Annotated in this window: 12 protein-coding genes and 1 pseudogene; 10 read left to right on the top strand and 3 right to left on the bottom strand. The window is 72.9% G+C overall.

Annotated elements, in window-relative coordinates:
- Window positions 1–5 precede the first annotated feature (5 nt).
- Together IEY61_RS02900 and IEY61_RS02895 are read right to left on the bottom strand one after the other, a co-directional pair.
- Window positions 6–686 (bottom strand): response regulator, encoded by a 681-nt coding sequence (locus IEY61_RS02900; protein WP_189040650.1) that lies wholly within the window; start codon window positions 684–686, stop codon window positions 6–8.
- Window positions 687–784: 98 nt separating this feature from the next.
- The gene (locus tag IEY61_RS02895; protein ID WP_189040649.1) at window positions 785–1,351 is read right to left on the bottom strand and encodes an AMIN-like domain-containing (lipo)protein; all 567 of its coding nucleotides are present in this window, start codon (window positions 1,349–1,351) and stop codon (window positions 785–787) included.
- A gap of 224 nt (window positions 1,352–1,575) precedes the next feature.
- Here IEY61_RS02895 and IEY61_RS02890 point away from each other — a divergent pair, with 224 nt between their 5' ends.
- The 3 genes from IEY61_RS02890 (at window position 1,576) to IEY61_RS02880 (ending at window position 5,226) form a co-directional block, all read left to right on the top strand.
- Complete coding sequence (locus IEY61_RS02890) at window positions 1,576–2,757, top strand: snapalysin family zinc-dependent metalloprotease (RefSeq protein WP_189040648.1); 1,182 nt, start codon at window positions 1,576–1,578, stop codon at window positions 2,755–2,757.
- 71 nt (window positions 2,758–2,828) lie between these two features.
- Window positions 2,829–3,875, top strand: a complete 1,047-nt coding sequence (locus IEY61_RS02885) for a TRM11 family SAM-dependent methyltransferase (protein WP_189040647.1) — start codon at window positions 2,829–2,831, stop codon at window positions 3,873–3,875.
- A gap of 232 nt (window positions 3,876–4,107) precedes the next feature.
- Entirely contained in the window at window positions 4,108–5,226 is a 1,119-nt protein-coding gene (locus tag IEY61_RS02880) for a ricin-type beta-trefoil lectin domain protein (protein ID WP_189040646.1), read from the top strand.
- A 43-nt stretch (window positions 5,227–5,269) separates the two neighbouring features.
- Here IEY61_RS02880 and IEY61_RS32055 read toward each other — a convergent pair.
- A pseudogene (locus IEY61_RS32055) lies at window positions 5,270–7,758 on the bottom strand (CDP-alcohol phosphatidyltransferase family protein).
- Window positions 7,759–7,853: 95 nt separating this feature from the next.
- On the opposite strand from IEY61_RS32055, the gene IEY61_RS02865 reads away from it, so the two are divergent.
- From IEY61_RS02865 to IEY61_RS02835, 7 genes are all read left to right on the top strand, one after another.
- Entirely contained in the window at window positions 7,854–8,834 is a 981-nt protein-coding gene (locus IEY61_RS02865) for a zinc-dependent alcohol dehydrogenase (RefSeq protein ID WP_189040643.1), read from the top strand.
- A gap of 3 nt (window positions 8,835–8,837) precedes the next feature.
- Window positions 8,838–9,257, top strand: a complete 420-nt coding sequence (locus IEY61_RS02860) for a 6-pyruvoyl trahydropterin synthase family protein (RefSeq protein ID WP_189040642.1) — start codon at window positions 8,838–8,840, stop codon at window positions 9,255–9,257.
- 1 nt (window position 9,258) lies between these two features.
- Complete coding sequence (locus IEY61_RS02855; RefSeq protein WP_189040641.1) at window positions 9,259–10,296, top strand: glycosyltransferase family 4 protein; 1,038 nt, start codon at window positions 9,259–9,261, stop codon at window positions 10,294–10,296.
- On the top strand, window positions 10,293–11,132 hold the full coding sequence (locus IEY61_RS02850) for a class I SAM-dependent methyltransferase (protein WP_189040640.1): 840 nt from the start codon (window positions 10,293–10,295) through the stop codon (window positions 11,130–11,132). The genes IEY61_RS02855 and IEY61_RS02850 overlap by 4 nt, the downstream gene beginning before the upstream one ends.
- A 62-nt stretch (window positions 11,133–11,194) precedes the next feature.
- Window positions 11,195–12,157, top strand: coding sequence for a lysylphosphatidylglycerol synthase domain-containing protein (locus IEY61_RS02845; protein WP_189040639.1), 963 nt, complete (start codon window positions 11,195–11,197; stop codon window positions 12,155–12,157).
- A gap of 11 nt (window positions 12,158–12,168) precedes the next feature.
- Window positions 12,169–12,798, top strand: coding sequence for a GTP cyclohydrolase II (locus IEY61_RS02840; RefSeq protein ID WP_189040638.1), 630 nt, complete (start codon window positions 12,169–12,171; stop codon window positions 12,796–12,798).
- Window positions 12,795–13,502 carry a RibD family protein gene (locus IEY61_RS02835; protein ID WP_189040637.1) on the top strand — a complete coding sequence of 236 codons (708 nt, stop codon included), beginning with the start codon at window positions 12,795–12,797 and terminating at the stop codon, window positions 13,500–13,502. Before IEY61_RS02840 ends, IEY61_RS02835 begins: the two co-directional genes overlap by 4 nt.
- The last annotated feature ends 16 nt before the right edge of the window (window positions 13,503–13,518 follow it).

Here is a 13,518-nt window from a genome sequence, read left to right as displayed (position 1 = left end):
CCCGGTCATCCGGCGGTGAACTTGTAGCCGGCACCGCGCACGGTGCGGATCAGTCGCGGGTTGCCGGGGTCGTCCTCGACCTTGGCGCGCAGCCGCTGCACCGCCACGTCGACCAGCCGGCTGTCGCCGAGATAGCTGTGGTTCCAGACCCGTTCCAGCAGCAGTTCGCGGGTGAAGACCTGCCCGGGGCGGCGGGCCAGCTCCAGCAGCAGGCGGAACTCGGTGGCGGTCAACGGCAGCTCGGCGCCGTCGCGGCGGGCCACGAAGGCGCCCGGGTCGATCTCCAGGCCGCCGATCCGCAGCGGGCCCGGCTCCGGCGGGGCGACCGTGCGGCGCAGCACCGAGCGGACCCGGGCCACCAGCTCGGGCAGGTCGAAGGGCTTGCGCAAGTAGTCGTCGGCGCCGCACTCCAGGCCGACCACCACGTCGATGGTGTCGGTGCGGGCGGTCAGCATGAGGATCGGCACCGTGCTGCTGCGCCGGATCTCGCGGCACACCTCGAGGCCGTCCAGCCCGGGCAGCATCACGTCCAGCACAATCAGGTCGACCGGCCCGGCCCGCCAGGCCGCGAGGGCCTGCCGGCCGTCGACGGCGGTGTCGACCCGAAATCCGGCGCGGCGCAGCCCGAGGGCGGTGACCTCCCGGATGGAGGCGTCGTCCTCGACCACCAGCACGCAGCCGTCCATGATGCACCCAGGGTAGTCCGCGGGCGGCCGGGCGTCGCTCGGCGTGACGGCCGGGAACGGGGGACCGGCCGGCGCCGGACCCCCGCCCCCGCGGTCGGTCATTGCTGCCACTGGTGCGCCACGTCGAGCACGATCCGGCTGTGCGTGCCGGGGCCGGCCAGGAGGAACACCCGGAACGGCAGCCGCGCCCGCACGCCGACGGCGAAGGTGGTGTAGCCCTCGAAACTGCCGCCGAAGACCACGTCGCGCAGGGTCTGGTAGCGCACCACGTTGGCCACGTGGTCGCCGACCCGGTACAGCACCGTCGCGAGGTGCTCGTCGTCGTACGCGGGCGCGCGCAGCGACACCCGCAGCAGCGCGCCACCGGCGGTGTACGGCGACAACGCCAGCCCCTCACCGTCGGTGTACGTCTCGCCGTAGCCGACGGAGTAGCCGGTGACGGGGCCGTCGAACTCGAACACCACCCGGTCGTGGCACTCGTGCCGGCCGGTGCGTACCTCGACCAGCGGGGAGCTGCTCATCGGTCCGGCCGTCTTGTCCCCGCTGCCCCAGGTGATCCCGCAGTACGGCGCGTCGGCCGCCGTCCCGGGGGTGGCGGCCGCGGCTGCGGCGAGCAGCGCCGCGAACGCCACGACCAGCGCGGTCATGGTCCTTCTGATCCTCATCGTCGTCCCCTCTCCTCTCCGCCCGCCGCGTGCGGGCGGAGACCTCGTGGCTTCACTGTCGAAGTGGCGTGCCACCGGAGCTTCACCGTGACGTAACACCCGGGTAACAGCCGTCCGGCGGTATGACACTTTCGCGATGACATTCCGCCGACGGCGACCATTAACATTCACGCACATCGATTGCGGCGCGTCGGTGCGCCGCATAGTCCGCAGGGGAGTGCGTGATGATCCGACGACGACTGCTGCGCGTGGCCACCGCCGCGCTGGCGGCGGTGCTGGCGGCGACCGGGGTTCAGGTGGCGACCGCCACCGGTGCCTCGGCCGCCCGGACCGTCTACTACGACGCCAGCCGGGCCGGCGAGTTCCGGACCAACTTCGACCAGGCCGCCCAGATCTGGAACAGCCGGGTCAGCAACGTCCGGCTGGTGCCGGGCACACCCGCCAGCGTCACCATCCTGGTCGACGACGGCTGGCCCCGGGCGCAGGTCACCGGGCTGGGCTCCGGCCGGATCTGGATGGGATGGCAGGCGGTCAACCAGGGCTACCACCGCACCCGGATCGCCAGCCACGAGTTGGGCCACATCCTCGGCCTGCCCGACCGGCGTACCGGGCTCTGCACCGATCTGATGTCCGGCAGCAGCGCGCCGGTCTCCTGCACCAACGCCAACCCCAGCTCGGCCGAGGCCAGCCGGGTCAACCAGCTCTTCGCCGGCAGCCGCAGCGTGGCCGCCGCCGGCAGTTACACCTGGACCGGGGACTCCGACATCGGGACGTTCGTGGTCGGCGGTCGGCCGGCCACCGAGAACTATCCGTGGCTGGTGTACACCTCGGGCTGCACCGGCACCCTGATCAAGGCCAACTGGGTGGTCACCGCGAAGCACTGCTCGACCCCCTCGTCGGTCCGGGTGGGCAGCGTCAACCGCTCCAGCGGCGGCACCGTGGTCGGGGTGAGCCGGGCGGTCAACCACCCGAGCATCGACGTCAAGCTGTTCCAGCTGTCCAGCTCCGTCGGCTACGCACCGGCGCCGATCCCGACCTCGTCGGGGGCGGTGGGCACCGCCACCCGGATCATCGGCTGGGGGCTGACCTGCCCGGTACGTGGCTGCGGCTCGGCGCCGACCACCGCGTACGAATTGGACACCTCGATCGTGGCGGACAGCCGGTGCAGCGGCATCAACGCCACCTACGAGATCTGCACCGACAACCCGAACGGCAACTCCGGCGCCTGCTATGGCGACTCCGGCGGCCCGCAGGTGCGTCGGATCAACGGCGTCTGGAACGTGATCGGCGCGACCAGCCGCTCCGGCAACAACAACGCCACCTGCGCCACCGGCCCCTCCATCTACGGTGACCTGCCCGCCATCCGCTCCTGGATCAACACCCAGGTCGGTGGTCTCCCCGCCTGAGTCCGGTCCGCCCCTCCCACGCGAATGGGCGCGCGCGGGAGGGGATCGGCGGCGTGCGATAGTGGCTGGTCGTGAAGCGCTACGGGATGTTGATCCTGCCTTCGAGCAACCGGGTGTACGCCGCTGCCGCCGTCGACCTGACGCGGGCGGAGCTGAGGATCTTCGGTGACGCGCTGCTGAGCGGCCGGATCGGGGCGGTGGAGACCGACACCATCGGCGGTGTCCGCTACCTCACGTTCGACGTCGACGGCGGGCTGAGCGAACGGGACGCGGCGCTGCTGGGCAACCTGTCCAGCGCGTACGCGCTGTTCGAGTTCGTCGGCGACCTGCTGCGTCCGGTGCCGCTGACCCGGCTGGACCGCTTCGACGACGATCTGATCACCATTCAGAAGTACCCGGGCAAGACCAACGAACAGTTCACCAAGTTGCTGCTCAACGTCACCCTGCTCGCCTCCACCTGGGCCGAGGAACTGCTCACCCGGCGGTTCCGGGTGCTGGACCCGCTGTGCGGCCGGGGCACCACGGTCAACCAGGCGATGATGTACGGCTTCGACGCCGCCGGCCTGGACCGGGACGGCAAGGACTTCGAGGCGTACCAGGCGTTCCTGACCACCTGGCTCAAGCGCAAGCGGGTCAAGCACCGGGTGCTGGAGTCCGGGCCGGTGCGCCGGGAACGCAAGGTGGTCGGCCGGCGGCTGCGGGTGGAGGTGGCCACCTCGAAGGAGGCGTGCCGGGCCGGCGACGTGCAGATGGTGGACGTGGTCAGCGCCGACACCACCCGCGCTGGCGAGTTCTTCCGTCCGGAGAGCATCGACCTGGTGGTGGCCGATGCGCCGTACGGCGTGCAGCACGGCAGCCGTACCGCCGAGCAGGGCCTGGCCCGCGACCCGCTGGCCCTGCTCGCCGCCGCCGCGCCGGGCTGGGCACGCCTGCTGCGCCCCGGCGGTGCCCTCGGCATTTCCTGGAACACCAACGTGGCCCGGCGCGAGGCCGCCGCCGAACGCCTGACCGCCGCCGGCCTCACCGTCCTGGACCACGCCCCCTGGCGCTGCCTGGCCCACCGTGTGGACCAGGCCATAACCCGCGACATCCTCGTCGCCCACAAACCCTCCCCCTGACCCACCCCCACCCCCCACCCCTCGCCCCACCCCCTTGCGCCGTCGATCTTGCACTTTTGGTCGCCGAAATGCGGCTTTCGCAACTTATGCGGCGACAGAAACTGCAAGATCGACGGCGCGAGGGGTGGGGGGAAAGGGGGTGGAGATCGATTAATGTAAGTGTTAGCGTTCACAGAGGACTCGCGACGGGTGAAGCCGGTCGCGCTGGGGAAGCAGAGGGCAGGAGTTGATGATGCGTACGAGGGGACGATGGCTCGCTGCGGTCGCCGCGCTCGGTCTCGTGGTCGCCGGGGTGGCGGCACAGCCCGGTGCGGCCAGCGCGGAGTCCAACGGCGGGGTGCGGGTGATGCCGCTCGGCGACTCCATCACCGAGGGCACCCAGATTCCGGGCGGGTACCGCATAGGTCTGTGGCAGCGCCTGGTCAACGGCAGATACACGGTGGACTTCGTTGGGTCGCAGTTCAACGGGCCGGCCAGCCTCGGTGACCGTGATCATCAAGGGCATCCCGGTTGGCGCATCGACCAGATCGACGCCAACATCGTCGGCTGGTTGAACACCCAGCGACCGCGGACCGTCCTGCTGCACATCGGCACCAACGACATCCTGCAGAACTACAACGTGAGCAGCGCGCCGAACCGACTCTCCACCCTGATCGACCGGATCACCACCACCGCGCCCGACGCGGACGTGTTCGTCGCGCAGATCATCACGCTCACCAACAGCAACCAGGCGGCGGCCGTACGCACCTTCAACGCGGCGATCCCCGGCATCGTGCAGAGCAAGGTGAACGCGGGCAAGCGGGTGCACCTGGTGAACATGAACAGTGCCCTGACCACCGGCGACCTGATCGACGGCATCCATCCGACCGCCAACGGCTACGACAAGATGGCCGCGGTCTGGTACGCCGCGTTGCAGTCGGTACCCGGCAGCATCGGCAACCCGGGCAGTGGCGGTGGCGGAGGACAGGCCACCGCGATCGTCGGCGCCGCGTCCGGCCGGTGCCTCGACGTCCCGGGCTACAGCACCACCAACGGCACCCAGCTCCAGTTGTGGGACTGTCACGGCGGCACCAACCAGCAGTGGACCCACACGTCCAGCCGGGCGTTGACCGTCTACGGCAACAAGTGCCTCGACGCCGAGGGCTACGGCACGTCGCCGGGCACCCGGGTCACCATCTACGACTGCCACGGTGGGACGAACCAGCAGTGGCAGGTGAACGCCAACGGCACCATCACCGGCGTGCAGTCCGGCCTCTGCCTGGACGCCAACGCCGCGGGTACCGCCAACGGCACGAAACTCGTCCTCTGGACCTGCAACGGCCAGGTCAACCAGCAATGGAGCCGGCGGTAGCCGCGACCACCGCCGGCACCGATCGGAACGCTCCGGACCGGCCTCAGCGACCCTGGGTCTGAGGCCGGTCGGGGGTGGGACCGAAGGTGGTGAGGAAGCGGTCGCGGAAGGCGTCCATCGGCCAGACCGGTGCGGCGGCATCCGGCGTCAGGCCCTCCTGCCAGCCCCAGTCGGTGATCCGCTCCAGCACCGCCGGGTCCTTGGCGAGCAGGTGGATCGGCACGTCCGGGCTGGGGTTGTCGCCGGTGACCACCGGGGCTGGCTGGTGGTCACCCACGATGACCAGCACCGTGTCGTCGTCGCCGTAGGTCTCCAGGTAGGAGATCAGCGTACGCAGCGTGTAGCTGATCGAGTGCCGGTAACCGGTGCGGGCCTGTGCCGCCGGGGTGCCGATGACGCCCTGCCGGAACACCTCCCCGTCGTCGATCTCGTCCCACCCGACCAGCGAGGGCACTTTGGTCCACGGTGAGTGGCTGGAGACCAGCGACAACTCGGCCATCACCGGCCGGTCCCGCGGCCCGGCGAGTTCGCGCTGGTGGAACCGGTGCAGGGCGAACTGGTCGGGCATCGGCGCGAAGGCGAACCTCGGGCCCTGATAGCCCAGGTCGGGTCCACTGTAGAACTGCTCGTAGCCGTAGAACGCTCCCTCCGGCCACGCCTGGTTGACCGCCGGCATCATCCCGACCGTGCGCCACTGCGCCCGCGCGAAGGCGTCGCCGAGGGTGAACCGGTCGCTGGCGAGCAGGCTCTTGTGGCGTTGGTTGTTGTCGATCCACAACCCGGACAGCAGGGTGGCGTGCGCCAGCCAGCTCGCCCCGCCCACCGTCGGGGAGGTGAGGAAGCCGCTGCGGGCGGCGAAGCCCTCCGCAGCCAGCCGTTGCGCGCCCTCGTCGAGCACCCGCTGCACGGTGGCGAAGTCGGGGTCGGAGACGGCGTCCCGGCCGTAGCTCTCCACGAAGGCGATCAGCACGTTCTTGCCGCGCAGCCCGGTGAGCAGCTGGTCGGCGGGCACGTCCCGGAACGGGTCGACGCCCACCTCGGCGGCGAACGCCTTACGGTCGGCCAGCCGGGCCCGCACCTCGGACGCGTGCTCGTGCACCAGCGCGCTGGCGTTGGTGTCGGCCACCAGCACGCCGGTCACGATCCGGGCCTGGAACGCGGCGAGCAGCGCCCAGACCACCACCAGCGTGGCGACGACCCGGGTGGCGGCCGTGCGGTGCCGGTCCAGCAGCCCGGACAGCCGCACCGTGGACAGCGCGCTCAGCACGGGTACGGCCAGCAGCACCAGCCCGAGACCCGCCGCGATGGCGATCGCGCCGGACCGACCGATCGACTCGGCCACGAAGTCGAACGCCGCGCCGAGCAGCGACCAGTCCAGCACCAGGTCGAACGGGCGGCCCAACGACGAGTAGAAACCGATGTCGCCGACCTTCACCGCGACGATCAGGCCGAGCAGCACACCGGAGATCGCCGCCACCACCCGCCGGGCTCGGCCGGGCAGGGCGAGCAGCAGCGCGGCGAGCAGCAACGCCTCCAGCGGAATCCGCAGGAACGCGCCGGGTGCGATCTGCCAGGGCCGGTTGGGCAGGGTCAACGTGACCAGCGCCAGCGCGGCGGCCAGCACGCTGACCACCCCGGCCCGCACCCGGCGCCACCGGCCGGGCTGTTCGGTCGGCTCGGCAGCAGCGGACGTGGCCTGGTCGGAGATCGACAACTGGTTCTCCCGGATCAGCGCAGCGACAGGACGGGCGCGGGCGACAGGTCACGGTCCTCGGGCCCGTCGATGCTCCGCCTGCCGATCGGCACCGCCGGCACGAGCCGCGCCGGCACCGGCCGGTCGGCGCGGTGGCGCCACAACCAGGCCACGTCCCGGCCGAATGACTCGACCAGCATGCCCAACGCCACGACCAGCACCAGGGCCGTCAGCACCCCGGGCAGCACCTCGGAAGCGGCGACCACGAGCATGATCCCCTGGACCGCGGCGACCACCTTACGCCAGTACCGGGGCGGCAGTTGCGCGTCCATCCAGGACAGCAGCCAGCCGGCGACGAGGAACACGTACCGCATGACGCCGATGGCGAGCACCCAGGCCCCGACCGACGGGGCGACGTAGAGGCTCAGCATCAGCACCAGGAACGAGTCGACCTCCATGTCGAAGCGGGCACCGAGGGTGCTGACCGTCCCGGTGCGCCGGGCCACCTGCCCGTCGACGGCGTCCAGCGCCAGGGCCACCGCCGTCATCGTGACCAGCACACCGACCGGCGCGGCGCGGTCGGTGACCAGCGCGTCGACGATCAGCGCGGTCACCCCGCCGACCAGCAGCCCACGGCCCATGGTGACCCAGTCGGCCGGACCGAGCCGGGCCGAACCGGCGTGCCGCAGCCCACGAAGGAGCGCCAGGCAGGTCACGGCACCGTACGCCAGCCCGGCCAGCCAGCCCACCGGGCTGAGACCGACCGTCGCAGCGAGCCCGACCAGCGCAACGATCTGGACGATCAGCCCGATTTGCGGACCGGTTCGAACTGTGGACACCGTGCCTCCGTGTTTATGATCGACGACCCCTGTCAGGACATACGGGAAATACGACGGATCGGTTCGGTCCGGACGCAGGTAAGGGAGAAGTACCGGTGACGCAAGCGGCCCGCGCCTTCTGGCTCAGCGCCCCCGGCGTGGGCGAGATCCGCCCGGTGACGCTGCCGGAGCCGCGCGCCGAGCAGGTCCTGGTCCGCGCCCGCTACTCGGGGGTCAGCCGGGGCACCGAGACGCTGGTCTTCGCCGGTCGCGTGCCCGCCAGCCAGTACGCGACGATGCGCGCGCCGTTCCAGGAAGGCGACTTCCCCGCCCCGGTCAAGTACGGCTACCTCAGCGTCGGCGAGGTTGAGCAGGGGCCAGCGCGGCTGCTGGGGCGTACGGTGTTCTGCCTGCACCCGCACCAGAGCGCGTACGTGGTGCCGGCCGAGGCGGTTACCGTCGTACCGGATCGGGTGCCGGCGGCCCGCGCGGTGCTGGCCGGCGCGGTGGAGACCGCCGTCAACGCGCTCTGGGACGCCCCACCGCTGGTCGGTGACCGGGTCAGCGTCATCGGCGGTGGCATGATCGGCTGCGCGGTGGCGGCCCTGCTGGCGCGCTTCCCCGGCGTCCGCGTGGAACTGGTCGACACCGACCCGACGCGGGCCGAGGTGGCCGCCGCGCTCGGCGTCGACTTCGCCGCGCCGCTGACGGCCAGCGGCGGGCGCGACCTCGTGGTGCACGCCAGCGCCAGCGCCGCCGGGCTGCAACGCGGCCTGGACCTGCTGGCGCCCGAGGGCACCGTGCTGGAGTTGAGCTGGTACGGCGACCGGCCGGTGCAGCTCTCCCTGGGCGCCGCCTTCCACTCCGGCCGGTTGACCATCCGCAGCAGCCAGGTCGGCCGGGTCGCCCCCGCCCGCCGCGACAGCCGCAGTTACGCCGACCGGATGGTGATCGCCCTCGACCTGCTCGCCGACCCCGCGTTCGACGCGCTGATCACCGGCCGTTCGCCCTTCGCCGAACTGCCCGACGTGCTCACCCGACTGAGCGCGGGCGACCTGCCCGCGCTGTGCCACCTCATCACCTACGACGGAGAGTGATCCGTGTTCAGCGTGACCGTCCGTGACCACATCATGATCGCCCACAGCTTCCGCGGCGAGGTCTTCGGCCCGGCCCAGCGGCTGCACGGCGCGACGTTCGTTGTCGACGCCACCTTCCGCCGCCCCGACGTCGACGACGACGGCATCGTGGTCGACATCGGGCTGGCCACCGGGCAGCTCAGCGCGGTGCTCGGCGAACTGAACTACCGCAACCTCGACGACGAACCCGCCTTCGCCGGCACCAACACCACCACCGAGGTGCTGGCCCGGACCATCGCCGACCGGCTCGCCGACCGCGTACGCGCCGGCGACCTCGGCCCCGGTGCCCGGGGACTGACCGGGATCACGGTCACCCTGCACGAGTCGCACGTCGCCTGGGCCAGCTACGAACGGTCCCTCGACGCCGGCGAGGAGACCGCCTGACGTGCCGGTGCTGCACGTGATCCTGCCGGGCGACATCGACGACCCGGCATCGCCCAGCGGCGGCAACGGCTACGACCGGCGGATCTGCGCCGGGCTGGCGGCGACGGGCTGGACCGTGCGGGAACATCCCGTACCGGGTGCCTGGCCGCAGCCGTCACCGGCGGAGCACGCCGTGCTGGCCGGCGTGCTCACCGGCCTGCCCGACGACGCGCTGGTGCTCGTCGACGGGCTGGTCGCCTCGGTGGCGCCGGACACCCTCGCCGGGCATGCCCGGCGGCTGCGCCTGGTCGCCCTGGTGCACCTGCCCCGCGACGACGACACCGAGGCCCGGGCGTTGGCGTGCGCCACCACCGTCGTCGCCACCAGCGCCTGGACCCGCGAGCGGCTGCTGCGGCGGTACGCGCTGCCCGCCGACCGGGTGCACGTGGCGGCGCCCGGCGTGGATCCGGCGCCACCCGCGGCGGGCTCGGCGGCCGGCTCGGCGCTGCTCTGCGTCGCCGCGGTGGCCGCACACAAGGGACACGACGTGCTGGTCGAGGCCCTGGCCGAGGTCACCGACCGGTCCTGGACGTTGACCTGCGTCGGCGCACTGCACCGCGACCCGGCGTTCGTGGACCGGCTGCGCGACCGGCTGCGCGTCCACCGACTCGACGGGCGGGTCCGGCTGACCGGGCCGCTGACCGGCGACCGGCTCGCCGCCGCGTACGCCGCCGCCGACCTGCTGGTGCACCCGTCCCGAGGGGAGACGTACGGGATGGTGGTCACCGAGGCGCTGGCGCGCGGCATCCCGGTGCTCGCCACCGCCGTGGGTGGGCTGCCGGACACCCTCGGGCACACCGTGGCCGGCGACCGCCCGGGTCTGCTGGTGCCGCCGGAGGACCCGGCGACCCTGGCCACGGCGCTGCGGCAGTGGCTGGACGACGCGGCGCTCCGAGCGGACCTGCGCCGGGCCGCCGCGCAGCGTCGGGCCACCCTCGACGACTGGACGAGCACCACCACCCGGATCACCACGGCACTGAAGGAGGCGATGGCACGGTGAGCGAGACAGGTGCCGGCATCGATCTACCGCCGGACTTCGCGCAGTGGCTCGCGCTGCGGGAGCCGGCCGACGTGGCGGCCCGGTCGACCGAACTGGTCGACACGGTCCGCGCGACCCTGACCGGGGACGGGCCCTTCGTCGTGCACGACCTCGGCGCCGGCACCGGCTCGCTGGGGCGCTGGCTGGCGCCGTTGCTGCCCGGGCCGCAGCACTGGATCCTCCACGACCAGGACCCGGACCTGCTGGCCCAGGCCGCATCCGAGCGGCCCGGCGCCGCCGCCGACGGCACGCCGGTGACGGTGCGCACCCGCCGGGCCGACCTGACCCGGCTGACCGCCGCCGACCTGGGCGGCGCCGACCTGGTCACCGCCTCGGCCCTGCTGGACATGCTGACCGCCGAGGAACTCGAACATCTGGTCGCCACGTGCGCCGAAGCCGGTTGCCCGGCGCTGTTCCTGATCTCGGTGACCGGCACGGTACGGCTGACCCCGGCCGACCCGCTGGACGCCGAGGTCGCCGCGGCGTTCAACGCGCACCAGCGCCGCACCCGCGACGGGCGGCGACTGCTCGGCCCGGACGCCCCGGACGCCTGCGTCGCCGCGTTTGCCCGGCACGGCGTGACCGTGCGGACCCGGCCCAGCCCGTGGCAGCTCGGCCCGGCGCAGGCCGCCCTGGCGGCGCAGTGGTTCACCGGCTGGCTCGACGCGGCCCGGGAACAGTGTCCCGAGTTGACCGAGCGCACCCGCGAATACGGGCGACGCCGGCGGGCGGAAGCCGAAGGCGGCCGGCTCGGGGTAGTGGTGGAGCACACCGACCTGCTGGCCGTGCGCCGTTGAACCGGCGGCCCGTGGGTTACGTGCGTACAGTCAGGGAAGATCGTCTCGCCGGGGAGGCCGCGTTGGGGGATGAAGCTGGTGGCGTCACGCCCGAGGCCAACCCGACCGGCCGGTCGCGCTGGGGATGGCTGCGCCTGGCCCCGGGGCTCGCCGTGCTGGCGGGGCTGGTCTACTGGCTGGGCACCGGACCGTTCCTGGCCGGACTGCGGCTGATCGACGCGCCCGCGCTGCTTGCGGCCCTGGCCATCGGTGTGCTCACCACGGTCTGCGCCGCCTGGCGGTGGAGCCTGGTCGCCGGCGGGCTCGGCGTGCGGCTGCCGCTGCGGCGGGCGGTGGCCCACTGCTACCGGGCGGTGTTCCTCAACGCCACCCTGCCCGGCGGGATCCTCGGCGACGTGCACCGGGCGGTGCGCCACGGCCGCGAGGCCGGCGACATCGGCCGTGGCATCCGGGCCGTGGTGTGGGAGCGGATGGCCGGGCAGGTCGTACTGGTCGCCGTCGCGCTCGTGCTGCTGTTCGCCTTCCCGTCGCCGGTGCGTCCGTACCTGCCGGCGGCGGCCACGGTCGCGCTGGCCGTGCTGGCCGGCGTGCTGCTGGCCGCCCGGCTGCTGCCCGACTCCGGTGCGTCGCGCTTCACCCGCGCGCTGCGCACCGCCGTGTCCGACGTACGCGCCGGGCTGCTCGGCCGGCGCACCTGGGCGGGAGTGCTGTTCGCCTCCGCGCTCGCTGTCGCCGGGCACCTCGCGACGTTCCTGGTGGCGGCCCGGACGGCCGGCTCCACCGCCCCGCTGAGCCTGCTGCTGCCGCTGACCCTGCTGGCCCTGCTCGCGATGGGCGTGCCGGCCAACTTCGCCGGCTTCGGTCCCCGCGAGGGGGTGGCCGCGTGGGCGTTCGCCGCCGCCGGCCTGACCGCCGCCGAGGGAGTGGCCACCGCGACGGTGTACGGCGCCCTGGTGCTCGTCGCGAGCCTGCCCGGAGCCGCCGTGCTGCTGGCTCGACGTGTCCGTGTACCCGCCACCGTCTGACGAGGAGACGCATGTCCGAATCACTGCCTGTCGCCACCATCCGGACGCAGGTCACCGTGCCGCTGCGGTTCCCCGACGGCTACGCCACCACCGCCCGGCTGTTCACCTTCGACGGGCTGGTCGACGGCCGGGAGCACCTCGCGTTCGCCCTCGGCGAGCAGAACAGCGGGACCGTGCCGCTGGTCCGCCCGCACAGTGAGTGCCTCACCGGCGACGTGTTCGGCAGCCAGCGCTGCGACTGCGGCCCGCAACTGCGCGAGGCCGTGCAGCGCATCGCCGAGGTCGGCGGGTATCTGCTCTACCTGCGGCAGGAGGGGCGCGGCATCGGCCTGTACGCCAAGCTCGACGCGTACGCGTTGCAGGACGCCGGGCTGGACACGTTCGAGGCCAACGTCGCGCTCGGCCATGCCGAGGACGAGCGCGACTACACCGTCGCCGCGCAGATGCTCGCCGTGCTCGGCGTCGGGCCGATCGCGGTGCTGAGCAACAACCCGGAGAAGACCGAGCAGTTGAGCCGGCTCGGGGTGACCGTGACCGAGCAGGTGCCGACCGGGGTGTTCCTCTCCCCGGCCAACGCCGACTATCTCGCGGCGAAAGCCAGCCGCGCCGCCCGTACCGCCGACCTCCCCTTCGTCCGGTGACCGGCCCGCGGGCGGCGCCGCGGCCGTACGTGCTGCTCAGCTGCGCCACCTCGATCGACGGGTACATCGACGACGCCACCGACGAGCGGCTGCTGCTCTCCAACGACGCGGACCTCGACCGGGTCGACGCGGTCCGGGCCGGCTGCGACGCGATCCTGGTGGGTGCCGGCACGGTCCGCCGCGACGACCCGCGGCTGCTGGTGCGCTGCGATCGCCGCCGGGCCGACCGGGTCGCCCGCGGCCTGCCGGCGTCCCCGACCCGGGTGACCGTCACCGGCTGCGGTGACCTGGACCCGGACGCCCGGTTCTTCACCGTCGGCGTCACGGACCGGATCGTCTACTGCGCCCGCGGGGCGGTGGAGAAGACCCGGCACCGGCTGGGCGAGCGGGCCACGGTGGTCGACGTCGGCGACCCGGTCGACCTGGCGCTCGTCCTGGCCGACCTCGCCGAGCGGGGGATCCGCCGGCTGCTGGTGGAGGGCGGCGCCCGGATCCACGGGCAGTTCCTCACCGCCGGGCTCGCCGACGAACTGCACCTGGTGGTGGCGCCCTTCTTCGTCGGGGACCGGCGGGCGCCCCGGTTCGTCGGCGAGGGGCGGTTCCCGTGGCATCCGGGGCGACGCGCCCGGGTGCTGGAGGCCCGCCAGATCGGCGACGTGGTGCTGACCCGCTACGCCCTGTCGGAGCGCGGCGAGGCAACCTGACCGGCGTCGAACCGCG

The sequence above is a fragment of the Micromonospora sonchi genome (genome assembly GCF_014646235.1).
GTDB classification, from domain to species: Bacteria; Actinomycetota; Actinomycetes; order Mycobacteriales; family Micromonosporaceae; genus Micromonospora; species Micromonospora sonchi.
Note: the sequence above shows the minus strand (reverse complement) of the source record. Positions and strands in the feature narration are given on the sequence as shown.